Raw genomic sequence first — 17,924 nt, forward strand, 5'->3', positions numbered from 1 at the left:
CGTCGGCGCACCCTAACAAGGATCGGCAGGTCCGCGGGGTACCCGAGACGCCGACCGGCGCCGCCGGGGCCGGGGCGGCGCGTCCCGTGGGGCCGGATCCCCGTCCGCCGGGTCCGGCCGCTCGGCGCCGTCCGCCAGCCGGTCCCGGGTCGCCCACGCCACCACGAACACGGTGGTCCAGGCGATGCCCAGCAGCACCGCCGTGACGGTGCCGCTCGCGGTGCTGAGTCCCAGGTAGAGCCGCGCGCCGGTGACCATGACCACGCCTGCCGACGCGGCCGTCCACACGGCCACGCCGACCGGCCAGCGCACGCCGCGGGACAGCAGCCAGGCCAGCGTGCCGAAGCTCGCCGTCACCACCGCGTTCTGGGTCGGGAACAGGTCACCGGCCCGGTCCGGGCCACCCGGATCGGTCAGCTCCGCGACAACGACGAGCAACACCAGCGGCACCGCCGCGCCGACGGTGCCCAGCACCCCGAGCGGGTCGGCCCGCCACGGCCGGCCCCGCCCCGTCACCACGGCGGCCACCACGGCGACCGCGGCGATGAGCAGCCAGCCGCGCAGCCCCGACACCGCGGCCTGCGCCGCGTCGACCACCCCGGGGGTACGCCGGGCGGCGAACCAGTCGGAGACCAGCCCGTCGAGGACACCCAGCCCGCTGTGCCGGACCACCGCCTCCAGCAGCAGCGCCACGGCCAGCCCGGCGACGAACAGCAGCGCCAGCCCCAGCACCAGGTTGACCAGCAGGCTCCAGGCCGGGCCGACCCGCATCGCGACCAGGAAGAACAGCACGCCGTACCGGGACCGCAGCCAGCGCAGCGGCGGCAGCGCGGCGGCCCGGGCGGCCAGCGCGCGCACCGGGTCCGGGTTGCGCCCCAGCCAGCGGCCCGCCAGCACCACGCCGAGCAGGCACAGCAGCAGGGCCAGCACCGCCCCGGTGGCCTGGCCGAGCAGCTTCGACACCCGCTCGTACGACTCCCCGGCCAGGTAACCGGCCAGCACCGAGGCGCCGACCCAGCTCGCCACCCCGGCGAGGTTCCACGGCGCGAACCGCCGGTACGGCATTCCGGCCGACCCGGCCAGCCGGGGCGCCAGCGTACGGGCGAACGCGATCCAGCGGGCGGCCAGCACGCCGCGACCGCCCAGCCGGTCCAGCAGCGAATCGGCCCGCCGCCACCGGTGCGCCCCGATCCGGGCGCCCACCCCCGAGGCGCGCAGCCGTGGGCCGTACCGCCGCCCGGCCCGCCACGCGAGTGTGTCTCCGATCACGGCGGCGGCGGTCATGGCCACCAGCACGGGCGCGAGGCGCAGCGTCCCCGCGTACGCTAGGAAGCCGACCAGAAGCAGGGTCGCCTCGCCGGGCATCAGCAGCCCGACGATCACCGCGGTCTCCGCCGCGACGATCGCCGCGGCGGCCAGGTAGATCAGCAGGGGCGGCAGCTCCTGCAGCCAGCTCAGCAGGTCAGGCATCGGACACCCCGCACGGGTGTCAGCATGCCAGTCGCTGGAACGGTCGGCACAGCACTTTCGACGCAGATCCGGGCGATCTCGGGGTGACCCCGAGGCGTGCCCGGGCTACCGCAGACAGGAGTATGGAGGGTATGCAGCTACGCACCGACCTCCGCAACGTCGCCATCATCGCCCACGTCGACCACGGCAAGACGACCCTGGTCGACGCCATGTTGCGGCAGGCCGGCGCCTACGGCGCCCGCGGTGAGAACACCGAGCGGGTCATGGACTCGATGGACCTCGAGCGCGAGAAGGGCATCACCATCCTCGCCAAGAACACCGGCGTGCGGTATCTGCCGGCGGACGGCTCGGAACCGGTCACCATCAACATCATCGACACCCCCGGTCACGCCGACTTCGGCGGCGAGGTCGAGCGCGGCCTGACCATGGTCGACGGTGTGGTGCTGCTGGTCGACGCCAGCGAGGGCCCCCTGCCGCAGACCCGGTTCGTGCTCCGCAAGGCGCTGCGCGCGCGGCTGCCGATCATCCTGGTGATCAACAAGGTGGACCGTCCGGACGCCCGGATCAAGGAGGTCGTCGACGACACGTACGAGCTGTTCCTCGACCTGGACGCCGACGAGGAGCAGATCGACTTCCCGATCGTCTACGCCTGCGCCCGCGACGGCATCGCCTCGCTGACCCAGCCCGCCGACGGCGCGGTCCCGGACGACAGCAGCAACCTGGAGCCGCTGTTCCGCACCCTGCTGGACACCATCCCGGCCCCCGCGTACGACGAGGGCGCGCCGCTGCAGGCGCACGTCACCAACCTCGACGCCTCGCCGTTCCTGGGCCGGCTCGCGCTGTGCCGGGTCCGCCAGGGCACGATCAGCAAGGGCCAGACCGTGGCCTGGTGCCGCACCGACGGCAGCACCCAGCGGGTACGCATCTCCGAGCTGCTGATGACCGAGGGCCTGGAGCGCAAGCCGGCCGAGTCCGCCGGGCCGGGCGACATCATCGCCGTGGCCGGCATCCCGGAGATCATGATCGGTGAGACGCTCGCCGACGCCGAGAACCCGGTGCCGCTGCCGCTGATCACCGTGGACGAGCCGGCCATCTCGATGACCATCGGCACCAACACCTCGCCGCTGGTCGGCCGGGTCAAGGGCGCCAAGGTCACCGCCCGGATGGTCAAGGACCGGCTCGACAAGGAGCTGATCGGCAACGTGTCGCTGCGGGTGCTGCCCACCGAGCGGCCGGACGCCTGGGAGGTGCAGGGCCGCGGCGAGCTGGCCCTGGCGATCCTGGTCGAGCAGATGCGCCGCGAGTCCTTCGAGCTCACCGTCGGCAAGCCGCAGGTGGTCACCCGGGAGATCAACGGGAAGACCTGCGAGCCGGTCGAGCGGCTGACCATCGACGCCCCGGAGGAGTACCTCGGCGCGATCACCCAGCTCCTGGCCACCCGCAAGGGCCGGATGGAGCAGCTGGTCAACCACGGCACCGGCTGGATCCGGATGGAGTGGCTGGTCCCGGCGCGCGGCCTGATCGGCTTCCGCACCGAGTTCCTCACCGAGACCCGCGGCACCGGCATCCTGCACCACGTCTTCGAGTCGTACGAGCCGTGGTTCGGCGAGCTGCGCACCCGCAACAACGGGTCGCTGGTCGCCGACCGGGCCGGCGCGGTCACCGCGTTCGCGATGACCAACCTCCAGGAGCGCGGCCAGCTCTTCGTCGAGCCGGGCACCGAGGTGTACGAGGGCATGATCGTCGGCGAGAACTCCCGCTCCGACGACATGGACGTCAACATCACCAAGGAGAAGAAGCTCACCAACATGCGCTCGTCGACCGCCGACGAGACCGAGAAGCTGATCCCGCCGCGCAAGCTGTCCCTGGAGCAGGCGCTGGAGTTCTGCCGCGAGGACGAGTGCGTCGAGGTCACCCCGGCCGCGGTGCGCATCCGCAAGGTGGTGCTGGACCAGACCCAGCGCGGCCGGATGGCGGCCCGCCGCAAGCACGCCGGCTGACCCACCCCGCCCCACCCGGAGCCCGGCCCGCCCCCAGGCGGACCGGGCTCCCCCGTCTCTCCCCCTGCCCTGCCCTGCCCTGCCCGGTTGATCATGAGGTTGGCGGCGTTTTCGATCTCCATAACCGCCGCTAACCTCATGATCGACCGCCAAAGCGCGAGATCTTGGTACGAATCGGCCCCTGGAGGGGCCGATTCGTACCAAGATCTACACGGGGTCTCGGGATATGACCTTCTAGATCCCGGATAGTGGGAGATTGGGCGGTCTCCGCGGACGGCATGGGAGCGGCCGTCGGATGACGTGGAACTGGCGGACTGAGCCAGCAGTGGACGTCCCGACGCAGGCCGGAACCGGTGGGCGGAGGAGAAGCGAGCGGGCCGACGCAGGCGGAAGCCGGCGGACGGGGGCAGGAGCGGGCGGGCGGATCCCGGAAGCGGGCGGACGAGTGGCCGACCACGGTGGAGGTCGGGCGACAGCGGTGGCGGCACTGCCCCGGACGAACGCCCGTAACAGGACGATCGTGGGGACGAGGCGTCAGCGGGGCTTGGTGGCGGCGATCGCCAGGGCGTCGGGGACAGGCCCGGAGCCGGACTCGACCACCCGGGTCACCACCAGACCGGCCGCGGTGACGGCGTTGAGCAGGTCGGCCAGGGGCAGGTGCCAGGCGCCGACACGCGCCCGCACCCCGACGACGTTCCACGACCGCAGCGTGTGCTCCCGTGAGGCGTACCCGCCGTCGATCACGATCCGCTCCGGCTCGGACCGGTCGGCGAACGCGCCCACGTAACACGGATGCACCCCGACGTGCACCAGCCGGCCACCGGGCGCCAGCACCCGCGCCGCCTCCGCGAGCGCGGGCGGATAGTCGGGCATGTCGGTGTGCGCGAGCACGCACACCGCGGCCGGCACCGCGCCGGCGGCCAGCGGCAGCGCTGTCGCGTCAGCCCGGGCCACCGGCAGCCGCGACCGGGCGTGGCGCAGTTGCCCGCCGGACAGGTCCACACCCACCGGCGTCCATCCGAGACGGCGCAGCTCGGCCGCGTGCGCGCCGGTGCCGCAGCACAGGTCCAGGCAGCGGCCCGGGCCCTCGCCCAGCAGGCCGGCCAGCACCGACCGGATCCGGTCCATGTAGACCGACGAGGTCTCGCTGGCGTACTCCTCGTACCAGTCGGCGATGTCGTCGTACAACGGGGTCGTCATCTCCGCACGCTAGCCCCGCACCGGGCCCGCCGCTGCCCCGCAGATCGGCTACGGTGCCCCCATGACCTGGGAGGAGCTCGACGCGCACCTGGACAAGGTGCCCGGCACCGTCTCCGCGTACGTGGGCCGGCCCGGCGCGCGGCCGACGTGGACGCGGCGCGCCGACGCCACCCACTACGCGGCGAGCACGATGAAGCTCGCCGTGCTGGTGGCGCTGTTCCGCGCCGCCGAGGCCGGCCGGCTCGACCTGGACGCGCCGGTGCCGGTGCGCAACTCGTTCGACTCCGCGCTGCCCGGCGCGCCCCGGTTCGCCAACGCCCGGAACTACGACAACGACGAGGCGGTCTGGGACCGCGTCGGCGGGGACGCGCCGCTGCGCTGGCTCGCCGAACGGATGATCGTCCGGTCCAGCAACCTGGCCACGAACATCTGCATCGGCCAGGTGGGGCTGCCCGCCGTGGCGCGGGCGTGGGCGCTCGCCGGGGCGCGGCACAGCGTCACCGGCCGCGGCATCGAGGACTTCGCCGCCCGCGACTCCGGCATCGACAACCTGGTCACCGCCGCCGACCTGGCCGCCCTGCTCGGCGAGCTGGCGCTCGGCGCGACCCGGCCCCGCCCGCTCGCCTCGCCGTCTGCCTGCGCGGCCATGCTCGACGTGCTCGCCGCCCAGGAGCACCGCGAGGACCTCGCCGCCGGGCTGCCCGACGGCACCCGCGTCGCGCACAAGAACGGCTGGGTGCGCGGCGTGCGCCACGGCGCCGGCGTGGTCTTCCCGGACGACGCGCCGCCGTACACGATCGTCGTCTGCACCACCACCGACCTGGCCGACGGCGGCGCGGACGGCGACGAGGTGGAGGACGACGCCTGCCGGCTGATCGCGCACGTCTCCGCGCGGGTCTGGGCGGCGCGACACGACCTGGCCGGCTGACCCGGCTACTCCAGCAGCCGCTCGCGCAGCGCCGCGCGGTCCGCGTCGGTCACCCCCAGACCGTCGCGCAGGTACGCCTCGAACGAGCCGTGCGTCCGGCGCACCTCGTCGTAGGCGGCGTCCAGGTATTCCGGGCGCACCTCCAGCAGCGGCCGCGCCACCGCCGGATCCAGGTCCGGCCGGCGCTGGATCATCGCGGACAGCAGCACCTCGCGCAGGCTCTCGGTCAGCTCGTTGTGCACCAGGTAGTCGGCGCGGATCGCCTCCTCCTGGACGCCCAGCGCGGTCAGCAGCACCACCGACAGCCAGCCGGTGCGGTCCTTGCCGGCCGAGCAGTGGAACAGCAGCGGCAGGTTCGCGTCCTCGACGGCCAGCCGCACCGCCGCGCTGAAACCGGCCCGCGCCGACTCGCCGGTGACGAACCAGCGGTAGATCGCCGTCATCGCCCCCGGCATGCCCTCCCGGGCCAGCGCCGCGTAGGCGTTCAGGTCGTGGCCCTGCAGCACCGCCGAGACGTACGTGAAAACGGGATGCGCCGCGTCGTAGACGGGCAGGTGCACCACGCGGGGCGCACCGGCCAGCCGGTCCGGCGGGGCCACCGCCTGCTCGTGGACGTCACGCAGGTCCACCACGCAGGCCGGGCCGAGCTTGCCCAGCACCGGCAGGTCCTCGTCGGTGAGCCGGCCCAGCGCGGGCGTGCGGATGAGCCGCCCGGCGCGTATCCGCCGCCCGTCTGTCGTCGGCAGTCCGCCCAGGTCACGCGCGTTCGGCGCGCCCACCAGCTCCCATTCCCGCCCGGTCATCGGCCCTCCCCTGCTCGCCGCCAGTTGGCTATAGGGTGCCCCACATGACCATCGCCGCGGTACGCACCCACCGTCTGTCGGCCCCCTTACACACCCCGTTCGTCACCGCGCTGCGCCGCACCACCACAGTGGACACGCTGGTCGTGGAGGTGATCGACGGCGACGGCCGCTCGGGTTTCGGTGAGGCGCCGCAGGTCTGGCAGGTGACCGGCGCGTCGGTGGCCGGCGCCGAGGCGTGCGTACGCGAACTGCTCGCGCCGCTGCTGATCGGCCGGGACGCCGACGACCTCCAGGCGGGCTGCGCGCTGGTGCGTCGCGCGGTGGTCGGCAACGAGTCGGCGAAGGCGGCGGTCGACGTGGCGCTGCACGACCTGGCCGCGCGGCGGCTCGGCGTACCCCTGGTGCGTCTGCTCGGCGGCACGGCGCTGCGGGTGCCGACGGACGTCACGCTGGCCGCCGGCGACGCGGTCGACCTGGCCGCGACGGCGGCGCGGCGCGGCGCCGAGGGGTTCGGGGTGCTCAAGCTCAAGGTCGGCACCGACGCCCGCGGCGACCTGGACCGGGTGCGCGCGGTGCGGGCCGCGGTCGGGCCGGACGTGCGCATCCGGCTGGACGCCAACCAGGGCTGGACGCCCCGGGAGGCGGTGCGGGTGATCCGCGCGATCGAGGACGCGGGGCTCGACGTCGAACTGGTCGAGCAGCCGGTGCACCGCCGTGACCTGGACGGGCTGGCCTGGGTCAGCGACCGGGTCGGGCTGCCGATCCTGGCCGACGAGTCCGTCTTCGACGTGCGGGACATGGTCGAGGTGATCCGGCGGCGGGCCGCCGACATGGTCAACGTGAAGCTGGCCAAGTGCGGTGGGCTGCAACCGGCCCGCACGCTGCTGGACCTGGCCGCCGCGCACGGCATGGGCACCATCGTCGGCTCGATGATGGAGGGCCCGGTCGGCGTGGGCGCCGCCGCCAGCCTGGTCGCCGCCTACGGCACCACCGCCGTGTCGGACCTCGACGCCGCCTGGTGGCTGGCCTGGTCGCCGGTGACCGGCGGCATCCGGTACGAGGGCGCGAGCGTGCTGCTGCCGGACACGCCGGGTCTCGGCGTCACCGGCCTCCGTGAAGCTAAAATTCAGTCACATGGTTGAGTAGCGGCAGAATTTTTCATATGGTCGCCCGGAGAACCATTCCAGAGAGGGGTACGCGTGGCGCCTCAACCGTGCCGACAGGCCGTCGTACGGGTGCCGGTGGCGACCCTGTGGACAGCACCCGATGCGGTGCGCCCGATCGACCGGCCCGCTCTCGCCGACTGCCCCGACGTCGCCGGCTGGATCGCCGGGATGGACCGCGACCAGCGGGTCGGTGACTGCGTCCTGACCCAGTTGCTGCTCGGCGAGCCGGTGCGGATCACCGAGACGCGGCCGGACGGCTGGGCCCGCGTCGTCGCGCTCGGCCAGCCCGCCGCGAAACACGGCGCCGACGGCTACCCGGGCTGGGTGCGGACCGCCCACCTGACCACAGCCGAGCCGGCCGGCGCCGCGCTGACCGTCGACGTCGCCCACACCACGCTGCACGCCTCGCCGGGCGGCGCACCGGCGCTTCGCGGCCTGGTGCTCGGCACCCGCCTGGAGTCGGCCGGGCGGCCGGTGGACGGCGGGCGACCGGTCCGCGTACCGGGTCGGGCCGACCCGCTGTGGGCCCCGGAGGGCGACCTGGTGCCGCTGCCGGCCGAACGCCCCGAGGCCAAGGAGGTGCTCGCGGTCGCCGAGCGGCTGCGTGACCTGCTCTACGTCTGGGGCGGCCTGTCCACCGACGGCATCGACTGCTCCGGGCTGGTCCACCTGGCCTGGCGGCGGCACGGGATCACGCTCCCCCGCGACGCCGACGACCAGGCGGACGCGACGACGCCGGTGGCGCTCGGCGACGAACGTCCCGGCGACCTCTACTTCTTCGCGCGGCCCGGCCGGCGCGTCCACCACGTCGGGATCGTCTCGGCCGAGCCGCACGGCGGCCGGCGCCGGATGCTGCACGCCTGCTACCTGACCCGCCGGGTGGTCGAGGAGGAGCTGCCCGCCGACCGGGCCGCCACGCTCGTCGGCGCGCACCGCGTCTGACCCTGCGGTCAGGGGCGGGTCTTGACCAGCTCCCGTCGCCGGTCCCGCGACGACTTCGCCAGGCTTGCCGCAGTGGCCACGGCCAGGGTGCCGAGGATGACGGTGAGCGACAGCCAGATCGGGATGTGCGGGGCCCACCCCACGGGCTCGCCGCCGTTGATGAACGGCAGGTGGTTGTCGGCGAGCGCCTCCAGCATCAGCTTCACGCCGATGAAGCCGAGCACCACGGCGAGGCCGTAGCTGAGGTAGATGAGCCGGTCCAGCAGGCCGCCGAGCAGGAAGTAGAGCTGCCGCAGCCCCATCAGGGCGAAGACGTTGGCGGTGAAGACCAGGTACGGCTCCTGGGTGATGCCGAAGATCGCCGGGATCGAGTCGAGCGCGAAGATCAGGTCGGTGGTGCCGATCGCGATCATCACGATCAGCATCGGGGTGAACAGCCGCCGACCGTTCTCCCGGGTGGTGATCTTCGCCCCGTCGTAGTCCCGGGACAGCGGCAGCGCCCGCCGGCTCCACCGGATCAGCACGTTCTCGCTGAACTCGTCCTCGTCCGGCTCGCCCTGCCGGGCCAGGTTCACCGCGGTGTAGATGAGGAACGCGCCGAAGATGTAGAACACCCAGGAGAACTGGGAGATCAGCGCCGCGCCGGCCGCGATGAAGCCGCCGCGCATGACCAGCGCCAGGATGATGCCGACGAGCAGCACCTTCTGCTGATACTGCCGGGGCACCCCGAAGCGGGCCATGATGATGACGAAGACGAAGAGGTTGTCCACCGAGAGGCTGTACTCGGTGAGCCAGCCGGTGTAGAACTCCCCCGCCACGCGGCCACCGGCGGTCAGCCAGAGCACCGCGCCGAAGATCAGCGCCAGGCCGACGTAGAAGCCCACCCAGAGGCTGGACTCGCGGACGCTGGGCTCGTGCGGTCGCCGGCCGATGATGAACAGGTCGGCGAGCAGGACCGCGATCATCGCGATCAGCGTTACCGCCCACACCAATGCGGACACGTTCAAATCCATCCTCCGGCAGACACGCGGCCTCGGGCACACCGTACGCCGGGTGGGCTGCCGGGGTGCGTCGACGCTGACAGGGGTGACTGTCGGAGGTCTCTTCCGCCGGAACCTGGTAGCCGGTTCCGACCGACGGAGCCGGGTCGGGCCACCGTGGGGGTACCGGCGCTCTTCCGTGCTGACGACTCCGCCGCGAGGGAATACTCCCCTCCTCGGCCGCCATTGTTCACCATCACACCCGGGTGCCGCATCTCCGGGCCGTCGTACGGCTGGGTGACGTGCGCCGCCTCACTCCGCGTAACGCATCCTAGGAGGCTAGCCCATGAACCTTGATCTGGTGTCTCCCCCGGTGCGCACACCCGGCGGGGCGGCATGGCAGGCTGCGGACATGGTTCTTGAGGTCGCGCTTATCGATGTGACACCCGGAAACGAGGACGACTTCGCCGCCGCCTACGCGCAGGCGCGGCCGATCCTCGCCAGCGCCGAGGGCTGCCGTTCCGTGCGGATGACCCGGGGCGTGGAGTCGCCCACCCGGTTCGTCCTGCTGGTCGAGTGGGACTCGGTCGAGGCGCACGACGTGAACTTCCGCCAGACCGATCGATTCGCGCAGTGGCGCGGGCTGATCGGCCCGTACTTCGCCGGGCCGCCGCTGGTGGAGCACTTCACCGACGTCCCGGCCTGAACTGTCGTACCCGTGCCGTAGCCTGCGCGCTGCGCGGCCACCGGCCCCGACGGTCATCGGGGGCGCCGGGCCCGGTGGTCGCCCCAAAGAAGCCCCGCTCGCGCCGGTCGGCCCAGCTCGCGCCGGTCAGTCCAGCTCGTGCGGATCGCGCTGGCGGGGCACCGGCGAGCCCAGCCGCCGGGCCACCAGCTCGGCTGTGGCATCGGCTGGCAGCGCGACCGCGAGCAGCCGCTCGATGACCCGCTCGTAGTGCGTCACGTCCGCCTCGGACACCAGGCGCACGTCCGTGGTCAGCGTCTCCACCAGCACGGTGCGCGGGTCCGCCGGATCGGGATAGGCGTAGTAGGAGAACGGCGCGAGCGGGTGCGGGCCGTCGCCGCAGGACGCGCCGGGCAGCAGCCGGACGCTGACGCGAGGCCGCTCGGCGAGGGCGAGCAGATGCCGCATCTGGTCGCGCCACACGTCACCGGGCAGGCCGTCCGGGTCGCAGACCCGCTCGTCGATCAGCGCCGTGTAGTGCGGCGGGTCCGGCCGGATCAGCAGCTCCTGGCGGGCCGCGCGGGCGCGGACCTCGGCCTCCACGTCCACGTCCACGGTCAGCGCCGCGCCCGCCGACACACGCAACCGGGCGTACGCCGGGGTCTGGAGCAGGCCGGGCACGAGCGCGCACTGATACTCGACGATGCGCTCGGCGCCCGCCTCCAGCTCGACGTACGCCCGCTGCCGTTCGCCCATCTCGCCGAGCGCCCGGGACCAGCCGCGTCCGGTGGCGGCGTCCCGGGCGATGACTATCAGCTCGTCCCGCTGCGGTGACGGCACCTGATAGACGTCGAGCAGGTCGAGCACGTCGGCCAGGTCGGGCCGACTCTGCCCCAGCTCGATGCGGGACAGCTTCGAGGTGGACGCCCAACCCAGCCGGACGCAGACCTGCTCCAACGTGAGCGACTCGCGACGGCGCAGCCGGCGCAGCTCCACACCGAGCCGCGCCCTCCGGACCACGGGACTTGCTGACAACGGCATGCACGCCTCCCAGGGGAGGAGAGTACGCATGACCATCACGCTCGGCAATACCTCGCCCACACAGCGCTACCACGCCCGGAGTAGGCGCCAGTCGTTCAGGGGCGGTAGGTGCCGAACGACCAGACGTGCCCGGACAGGTCGCGGGCGATGTAGTCACGGGAGCCGTAGTCGGTGTCGAACGGCGCCCTGATGATCTCCGCGCCGGCCGCCCCGGCCCGCTCGTGATGCGCGTCGACGTCCTCGATCGCCAGGTAGACGCGGTAGTCGTCGTCGGCCGGGCGGGGCTGCGGCGCCGGCCCCGGGCCGAGCATCACCAGATCGCCGGCGTACTCCAGCTCGACGTGGACCAGGGTGCCGTCGGGCAGCTCGTGCAGCTCGCGCACGGTGAGGCCGAACGCGGAACAGAGGAAGTCGACGGCGGCTCGCACGTCGGGATAGCGCAAGACGGGATAAACGCTCTGCATGCCGCCAGTCTGCCGCCGCCTCGGTCAGGCCGGATTGGACGAATGAGATCCCGGCCCGGCCAGCGCGGCCGGGGTGACGCCGGCGAACTCGCGGAACTCCCGGATCAGATGCGACTGGTCGTAGTAGCCCCACCGGGCCGCCCGCTCCGCCCAGCCGGTGTCGTCGGGCACGGCGGAGGGCGCGGTGAGCACGGTACGGCCCAGGCTCGCGTACGCCCGGTCGAAACGCAGCAGACGGGCGACGGTCCTCGGCGGCAGGCCGAACTCCCGCCGGAACCGGACCGACAGGTGGCGACGCGACCAGCCCAGCTCCTCGGCCAGGGTGGCCACACCGACCGCTTCCCCGCCGCCGTCCAGCCGCCGCCAGGCGGCCAGCAGGTGCGGGTCCACCGGCGTGGTCGCCGCCAGCCGCGCGGACAGCGCGGCGTCGAGCCGGGCGAAGCGCTCCGGCCAGCCCGGTGCTGCGGCCAGCTCGTCGCGCAGCCGGGCCAGCCAGCCCGCCACCGCGTCGACCGGCGCCGCCCGGTTGGCCAGCTCGGCCAGCGGCAGCCCGAGCAGGCGGCGGGCCGCCGGGGCGGTCAGCATCACCTGGACCCCGGTGCCCGTCCCCACGGTGCGGGTGGCGCACCAGCTGTCGAACGGGCCGGCCAGGAAGGCGTTCGTGCCGTACGCGCCCCGGGCCCGGTCACGCGGGTCGGCGACGTCCATCGGGGCGCCCCAGCCCAGGATCAGCACCACGAACGCGCCCGCCACCTCCCGGCGCGCCAGCGGGACGGACACGTCCTCGCGGTAGCCGAGGTAGCGGTCCACCCACTGGCGCAGTCGCGGATCGGGGCGCGCCACGACGGCCTCGGTCAGCATCGCGCCGCCCCGGCCGTCGCGCCGGTCACCGGACCCCTGCGGCGTCCATCCCGCGCAGCTCCTTCTTGAGGTCGGCGACCTCGTCCCGGATGCGTGCGGCCAGCTCGAACTGCAGCTCCCGCGCGGCGGCGAGCATCTGGTCGTTGAGCTCCTGGATGAGGTTGGCCAGGTCGGCCCGGGCCATGCCCTCGCGGGACGGGGTGGTCGCGGCGCCCCGGCGGCTGCGGGTCTCCTTCACCGGCGCCTTGCCCCGGGACAGCTGCCGCACGGCCCCGCCGACGTTGCTGTTCTCGGTGTCCTCCGCCTCGCGGTAGATGTCGTCGAGGATGTCGTGGATCTTCTTGCGCAGCGGCTCCGGCTTGATGCCGTTGGCCTCGTTGTGGGCGATCTGCTTGGCCCGGCGCCGGTTGGTCTCGTCGATCGCGTCCGCCATCGACGGCGTGATCTTGTCGGCGTACATGTGGACCTGGCCGGAGACGTTACGGGCCGCCCGGCCGATGGTCTGGATCAGCGACCGGCCGCTGCGCAGGAACCCCTCCTTGTCGGCGTCGAGGATCGCCACCAGGGAGACCTCGGGCAGGTCGAGACCCTCCCGGAGCAGGTTGATGCCGACGAGCACGTCGTAGTCGCCCTTGCGCAGCTCGCGCAGCAGCTCGACCCGGCGCAGCGTGTCGACCTCCGAGTGCAGGTAGCGCACCCGGATGCCGTTCTCCAGCAGGTAGTCGGAGAGGTCCTCGGCCATCTTCTTGGTGAGCGTGGTGACCAGCACGCGCTCGTCCCGCTCGGTGCGCAGCTTGATCTCGTGCATCAGGTCGTCGATCTGGCCCTTGGTCGGCTTGACCACCACCTCGGGATCGATCAGGCCGGTCGGGCGGATCACCTGCTCGACGAACTCGCCCTGCGCCTGCTCCAGCTCCCACGGGCCGGGGGTGGCGGAGAGGTAGACCATCTGGCCCACCCGCTCCAGGAACTCGTCGAAGCGCAGCGGCCGGTTGTCCGCGGCGCTGGGCAGCCGGAAGCCGTGGTCGATGAGCATCCGCTTGCGGGAGGCGTCGCCCTCGTACATGCCGCCGATCTGCGGGATCGTCACGTGCGACTCGTCGACCACGGTGAGGAAGTCATCGGGGAAGTAGTCGAGCAGGCAGTGCGGCGGGCTGCCGGGCAGCCGGCCGTCGATGTGCATGGAGTAGTTCTCGATGCCGGAGCAGAAGCCCACCTGGCGCATCATCTCGATGTCGTAGGTGGTGCGCATCCGCAGCCGCTGGGCCTCCAGCAGCTTGCCCTGCCGCTCCAGCTCGGCCAGCCGCTCGCCCAGCTCGGCCTCGATGTCGCGGATCGCCCGTTCCATCCGCTCCGGGCCGGCGGCGTAGTGCGTGGCCGGGAAGATCATCAAGCTGTCGACCTCGCGGACCACGTCACCGGTCAGCGGGTTCAGGTAGTAGAGCTTCTCGATCTCGTCACCGAACAGCTCGATGCGGACCGCCAGCTCCTCGTACGCCGGGATGATCTCCAGCGTGTCGCCCCGGACCCGGAAGGTGCCCCGCTGGAAGGCCATGTCGTTGCGCGTGTACTGGATGTCGACCAGTCGCCGCAGCAACTGGTCGCGGTCCAGCTCCTGCCCCACCTTCACCCGCACGGCCCGGTCGAGGTATTCCTCCGGCGTGCCCAGGCCGTAGATCGCCGAGACGGTGGCGACCACGATGACGTCGCGCCGGGTGAGCAGCGACATGGTGGCCGAGTGCCGCAGCCGCTCGACCTCCTCGTTGATCGAGGAGTCCTTCTCGATGTAGGTGTCGGTCTGCGGGATGTACGCCTCGGGCTGGTAGTAGTCGTAGTAGGAGACGAAGTATTCGACGGCGTTGCGCGGCAGCAGCTCGCCGAACTCCTTCGCCAGCTGAGCGGCGAGGGTCTTGTTGGGGGCGAGCACCAGGGTCGGCCGCTGCAGCCGCTCGACCAGCCACGCCGTGGTGGCGCTCTTGCCGGTGCCGGTCGCGCCGAGCAGCACCGTGTTGCGGTCGCCGCGCCGCACGCGACGCTCAAGCTCGTCGATGGCAGCCGGCTGGTCACCGGCCGGCTGGAACTCACTGACGACCTGGAAGCGGCCGTCGAGCCGGGGAATGTCGAGCGCCATGACACCAACCGTACGCCCGCGGTCCGACACTTCCGGCCACGACCACGGACCGTCCCTGATCAGCTTCGATATTCCCATTGTGTGGCTCATCTCACGGGTTTACCCTCGTACCGTAGGCCGCTCGCGGCGGCCGACCGGGCCGGCGACCGCCCCCTTCCGGGGCCCGGTTGCCCCCGGCGCCAGGGCCGCAGCACCCGGGTCGACCGGCGTGCGCGCCGACGGTGGTCGCGCGCAGGCGCTGACCGGCCGCCGCGAGCGCCCCTGCTCGTCACCGAAACCCCGCTCTCGCGTTTTCCACTCGTGGGGACCTCTCCCGACCGCCGGCCGCGACGCGAGCCGACTGACACCGGCGCGCCCCCGCCCGCCGACGACACCGGCCGCCCGCGTGGCGGCGGTCGCCCGCACCGGCCCACCGCCCGGGGAGGCGGCGACCAGGCCGTGCCCCGTGAGCCCGGCCGCCGGCACCGCCGCGCCCGCACCAGCACGCCGGCCCGGCCCGCCACCGTGGCCGGCCGGCGCCGCCGCGAGGTCGTCACCGGCCGCTCCCCCGCTCGCCCGGCCCGGCCGGGGGGTGACCCGGAGCTGGACGGCGCCGACGACCCACCGGAGGGGCCGCGCCGCCGCCGGATCATGCTCGTCGCGCTCGCCGGCGCCGCCGTGATCTCCGCGACGGCGCTGGTCGCCGCGCTGCTGACCGGGGCGCCCGAGCGCGACGCACCGGCCGGGACGGCTCGCCCGCTCACCTCCGCCGAGGCCGACCGGGTGGCCGCGCTGCGGGTCACCAACCTGCGCGACGTACGTGCCGGCGTCCGGGTCACTGTGGGCGCCGGCGGCGCCCGTACCGAACTGGTCGGCTGGGTCGACTGGGCCCGCCCCCTGGTCTACCTGGACGTCGGCGGCCCCGGCGCGGACACCGACCGGGGCCTGGCCCAGGCCACCGGCTCCGCGTTGCTCGTGCGCCCCGACCCCGGCGCGCTCCCCACCCCGGCCCGGCCGCCGCTGGTGCCACCCGCGGACGGCTGGCGGATGCGGTCCCCGGCCGGCGGGCACGGCCTGGGCGCGGTACGCGACCTGCTCATCGGGCTCGGCGCCGCGCGGGTCGACCCGCCCGGAGCCAACGGCCGGTGGCTGCGCCACGACAGCGTCGGCGGGATCCCGGTGGACGTGTTCCAGGCCCCGCTCGCCGTGCCGGGCGACCCGCTGCCCACGCTCTGGCTGGACGCCGACGCCCGCCTGCACCGGCTCGCCGGACGGCTGGCCGACGGCACCCCGGTCACCGTCGAGCTGAGCCGCGCGGACCGGCCCACGCTGCACCCGGTGGACGCCCTCGGCGGCCGGCCCGGGCAACCCCGTGACCTCACCGACGACGAGGCCGAGCGGCTGGCCGCGCTGCCCGCCCGCCTCCGCGCCGCCGGCGGAGCGGCGGTGACCGTGACCGCCCCGCTCGGCCCGTCCGCCACCCTGCGCGGCTCGGGCACACTGAGCTGGGCGACCTCGTCGGCGTACCTGGTGGTGATCGAGGACGGCAGCGGCCGGCGCACCCTGCGCTGGGCCCGGCCGGGCCGGGTCGCCGAGGTGCAGCGGTCCCCCGACGGGCCGGCCACGCCGCCGACGCCGGTGCCCGCCGGGCTGCTCGCCGCGCCCGCGCGCCCGCCCGGCGACGACCTGGACCGGCTGCTGGACGCGGCGCTGCGGGCCGGGACGCACGCGCCGGAGGGCGCCGCCGTCCGGGTGCGGGAGGACCGGCTCGCCGACCGGGCCGTCGACGTGGTCGAGGTGCCGGGCGGCAGGCGCTGGTGGCTCGACCACGGTGGGCTGCCGCGCCGGCTGGAGCTACGCACCGGCTCCGGTGTCTGGGTCCGGCTCGACCTCACCCCGGGTCGTGTGCCCGGCGACTCGTCGGCCCCGACGTCGCGCTGACCCGCCCGCCGCCGCGTCGGATCAGTGCGGCGCGGTGGGAGAACGGTCAGGGACGCCAGCCGGTCTGCGCGGCCCACTCCTCGGCGCGCAGGTGCTCCTCGTCGAACCACGGGTCGTTGACAGTGCCCCACGCGGCGCGCTCCGGCGCGGTGGCCGCCAGGTCCCGCTTCACCTGCAGGTAGTCGGCCCGCCGAGCCGGGTCGGCGCGCAGGTGGTCGCGCATCAGCAGCGCGTACCGCCAGCCGGGCGAGCCGGCCTCGCGCAGGTGCAGCCGCACCGGACGCCCCGGGTCCGCGCCGCCGTGCAGCCGCTTGGGCCAGCGCACCGGCTCCGGCTGTCGCGGCGCGTCCCACCAGTCGTCCGGCAGCCGCGGGAAGCCCGCCTCGGCCAGCCGCTGCGCGAGCGGCCCGTCCGCCTCGTCCAGCGAGGACACCGTCACCTGGATGTCGATCACGTCCGGCGCGGCGACCCCCGGCACGGCGGTGGAGCCGACGTGGTCGACCCGGATGTCACCGCCCGCGGCGTGACGGATCCGGGCGGCCAGCCGGGCGTACTGCTCGGGCCAGGCCGGGTCCGGCTCGGCGAGCGCCGCCGGGTCGGGCGGCACGGCGCGGCGCTCGCGGACGTTGCGCTCGTAGGGCACCAGGCGGTCCCGCCAGAGGGCGTCCACGGCGGCGTGCAGCTCGGTGAGCGTGCCGTCGTTGGTGAGCAGCACGTCGGCGACCGCGCGGCGCGTGGTGTCGTCGGCCTGCGCGGCGATGCGCCGCTGCGCCTCCGCCTCGGCCATGCCCCGGTCGCGGGTCAGCCGGGCCATCCGGGTCGGCACGGCCGTCTGCACCACGACCACCAGGTGGTACGTCGGCGCGAGCCCCACCTCCACCAGCAGCGGTACGTCGTTGACGACTATCGCGTCGGCGGGGGCGGCGGCGACAAGTTCGGCGCTGCGGGCGCGTACCCGGGGGTGGGTGATTCCTTCGAGCGTGCGGCGGGCGGCCTCGTCACCGAAGACGAGCGCGCCGAGGGCGGCCCGGTCCAGCGCCCCGTCGGCGTCGAGGACCTTGTCGGAGAAGGCGGCTACCACCTCGGCCAGCCCGTCGGTGCCGGGCGCGACGATCTCGCGGGCGATGCGGTCCGAGTCGACGATCACCGCGCCCAGCGTGGCGAGGCGGCTCGCCACAGCGCTCTTGCCCGATCCGATTCCGCCGGTCAGCCCCACTTTCAGCACCCGGACAGTCAACCGGATCGCTCGTCCACATGCCAAACCGTCCCGGCACACGACGCGGGCCCCGCCCCCGGCGCTCCGCTGGTGCGGAACGCGGGGACGGGGCCCGTC

At 73.9% G+C, this 17,924-nt stretch carries 15 protein-coding genes; 6 read left to right on the forward strand and 9 right to left on the reverse strand.

What is annotated here, in order from left to right; genetic code table 11:
* Positions 1–12: 12 nt before the first annotated feature.
* A complete protein-coding gene (locus tag J3R08_RS21835; protein WP_209962631.1) occupies positions 13–1,470 on the reverse strand; it encodes a DedA family protein in 1,458 nt (485 codons plus the stop codon).
* A 131-nt stretch (positions 1,471–1,601) separates the two neighbouring features.
* Here J3R08_RS21835 and typA point away from each other — a divergent pair, with 131 nt between their 5' ends.
* Complete coding sequence (gene typA / locus J3R08_RS21840; protein ID WP_166456867.1) at positions 1,602–3,470, forward strand: translational GTPase TypA; 1,869 nt, start codon at positions 1,602–1,604, stop codon at positions 3,468–3,470.
* Positions 3,471–4,004: 534 nt separating this feature from the next.
* Here typA and J3R08_RS21845 read toward each other — a convergent pair.
* Positions 4,005–4,670: a class I SAM-dependent methyltransferase gene (locus J3R08_RS21845; RefSeq protein ID WP_064445290.1), complete on the reverse strand. Its 666-nt coding sequence runs from the start codon at positions 4,668–4,670 to the stop codon at positions 4,005–4,007.
* Positions 4,671–4,731: 61 nt separating this feature from the next.
* Between J3R08_RS21845 and J3R08_RS21850 the strand changes: the two genes are divergently transcribed.
* Positions 4,732–5,598, forward strand: a complete 867-nt coding sequence (locus J3R08_RS21850; RefSeq protein WP_064445289.1) for a serine hydrolase — start codon at positions 4,732–4,734, stop codon at positions 5,596–5,598.
* Positions 5,599–5,603: 5 nt separating this feature from the next.
* On the opposite strand, the gene J3R08_RS21855 is transcribed toward J3R08_RS21850, so the two are convergent.
* Positions 5,604–6,401 (reverse strand): tyrosine-protein phosphatase, encoded by a 798-nt coding sequence (locus J3R08_RS21855; protein ID WP_064445288.1) that lies wholly within the window; start codon positions 6,399–6,401, stop codon positions 5,604–5,606.
* Positions 6,402–6,445: 44 nt separating this feature from the next.
* Between J3R08_RS21855 and J3R08_RS21860 the strand changes: the two genes are divergently transcribed.
* Together J3R08_RS21860 and J3R08_RS21865 are read left to right on the forward strand one after the other, a co-directional pair.
* Positions 6,446–7,543: a mandelate racemase/muconate lactonizing enzyme family protein gene (locus J3R08_RS21860; RefSeq protein WP_209962633.1), complete on the forward strand. Its 1,098-nt coding sequence runs from the start codon at positions 6,446–6,448 to the stop codon at positions 7,541–7,543.
* Positions 7,544–7,672: 129 nt separating this feature from the next.
* Positions 7,673–8,509 (forward strand): C40 family peptidase, encoded by an 837-nt coding sequence (locus J3R08_RS21865; RefSeq protein ID WP_223201373.1) that lies wholly within the window; start codon positions 7,673–7,675, stop codon positions 8,507–8,509.
* An 8-nt stretch (positions 8,510–8,517) separates the two neighbouring features.
* Here J3R08_RS21865 and J3R08_RS21870 read toward each other — a convergent pair whose 3' ends face one another.
* Complete coding sequence (locus J3R08_RS21870; protein WP_209962634.1) at positions 8,518–9,516, reverse strand: TerC family protein; 999 nt, start codon at positions 9,514–9,516, stop codon at positions 8,518–8,520.
* 385 nt (positions 9,517–9,901) lie between these two features.
* Between J3R08_RS21870 and J3R08_RS21875 the strand changes: the two genes are divergently transcribed.
* A complete protein-coding gene (locus tag J3R08_RS21875; RefSeq protein WP_209962636.1) occupies positions 9,902–10,195 on the forward strand; it encodes an antibiotic biosynthesis monooxygenase in 294 nt (97 codons plus the stop codon).
* 126 nt (positions 10,196–10,321) lie between these two features.
* Here the strand turns inward: J3R08_RS21875 and J3R08_RS21880 are convergent, their stop codons facing one another.
* The 4 genes from J3R08_RS21880 to uvrB all read right to left on the reverse strand — a co-directional run bounded on the left by J3R08_RS21880 (position 10,322) and on the right by uvrB (position 14,671).
* Positions 10,322–11,215, reverse strand: a complete 894-nt coding sequence (locus tag J3R08_RS21880; protein ID WP_209964364.1) for a DUF5753 domain-containing protein — start codon at positions 11,213–11,215, stop codon at positions 10,322–10,324.
* 95 nt (positions 11,216–11,310) lie between these two features.
* Positions 11,311–11,679 carry a VOC family protein gene (locus J3R08_RS21885; RefSeq protein WP_043329588.1) on the reverse strand — a complete coding sequence of 123 codons (369 nt, stop codon included), beginning with the start codon at positions 11,677–11,679 and terminating at the stop codon, positions 11,311–11,313.
* Positions 11,680–11,703: 24 nt separating this feature from the next.
* On the reverse strand, positions 11,704–12,540 hold the full coding sequence (locus tag J3R08_RS21890) for a helix-turn-helix transcriptional regulator (RefSeq protein WP_209962637.1): 837 nt from the start codon (positions 12,538–12,540) through the stop codon (positions 11,704–11,706).
* 25 nt (positions 12,541–12,565) lie between these two features.
* Positions 12,566–14,671 (reverse strand): excinuclease ABC subunit UvrB, encoded by a 2,106-nt coding sequence (gene uvrB / locus J3R08_RS21895; RefSeq protein ID WP_043329585.1) that lies wholly within the window; start codon positions 14,669–14,671, stop codon positions 12,566–12,568.
* Positions 14,672–15,109: 438 nt separating this feature from the next.
* On the opposite strand from uvrB, the gene J3R08_RS21900 reads away from it, so the two are divergent.
* Positions 15,110–16,591, forward strand: a complete 1,482-nt coding sequence (locus J3R08_RS21900; protein ID WP_245254788.1) for a hypothetical protein — start codon at positions 15,110–15,112, stop codon at positions 16,589–16,591.
* Between the two features lie 46 nt (positions 16,592–16,637).
* On the opposite strand, the gene coaE is transcribed toward J3R08_RS21900, so the two are convergent.
* Positions 16,638–17,816 carry a dephospho-CoA kinase gene (gene coaE / locus J3R08_RS21905; RefSeq protein ID WP_174535929.1) on the reverse strand — a complete coding sequence of 393 codons (1,179 nt, stop codon included), beginning with the start codon at positions 17,814–17,816 and terminating at the stop codon, positions 16,638–16,640.
* Positions 17,817–17,924: the final 108 nt, after the last annotated feature.

Origin of the sequence: Micromonospora sp. HB375 (assembly GCF_017872985.1) — a bacterium.
GTDB classification, from domain to species: domain Bacteria; phylum Actinomycetota; class Actinomycetes; order Mycobacteriales; family Micromonosporaceae; genus Micromonospora; species Micromonospora chalcea.

Bases quoted from the DNA above. Each gene is read 5' to 3' on its own strand.
- J3R08_RS21845 (WP_064445290.1), bottom strand. From the start codon at position 4,670: ATGACGACCCCGTTGTACGACGACATCGCCGACTGGTACGAGGAGTAC.
- J3R08_RS21855 (WP_064445288.1), bottom strand. From the start codon at position 6,401: ATGACCGGGCGGGAATGGGAGCTGGTGGGCGCGCCGAACGCGCGTGAC.
- typA (WP_166456867.1), top strand. From the start codon at position 1,602: ATGCAGCTACGCACCGACCTCCGCAACGTCGCCATCATCGCCCACGTC.
- J3R08_RS21880 (WP_209964364.1), bottom strand. From the start codon at position 11,215: ATGCCGTTGTCAGCAAGTCCCGTGGTCCGGAGGGCGCGGCTCGGTGTG.
- J3R08_RS21885 (WP_043329588.1), bottom strand. From the start codon at position 11,679: ATGCAGAGCGTTTATCCCGTCTTGCGCTATCCCGACGTGCGAGCCGCC.
- J3R08_RS21875 (WP_209962636.1), top strand. From the start codon at position 9,902: ATGGTTCTTGAGGTCGCGCTTATCGATGTGACACCCGGAAACGAGGAC.
- J3R08_RS21850 (WP_064445289.1), top strand. From the start codon at position 4,732: ATGACCTGGGAGGAGCTCGACGCGCACCTGGACAAGGTGCCCGGCACC.
- J3R08_RS21835 (WP_209962631.1), bottom strand. From the start codon at position 1,470: ATGCCTGACCTGCTGAGCTGGCTGCAGGAGCTGCCGCCCCTGCTGATC.
- uvrB (WP_043329585.1), bottom strand. From the start codon at position 14,671: ATGGCGCTCGACATTCCCCGGCTCGACGGCCGCTTCCAGGTCGTCAGT.
- J3R08_RS21890 (WP_209962637.1), bottom strand. From the start codon at position 12,540: ATGCTGACCGAGGCCGTCGTGGCGCGCCCCGATCCGCGACTGCGCCAG.
- J3R08_RS21860 (WP_209962633.1), top strand. From the start codon at position 6,446: ATGACCATCGCCGCGGTACGCACCCACCGTCTGTCGGCCCCCTTACAC.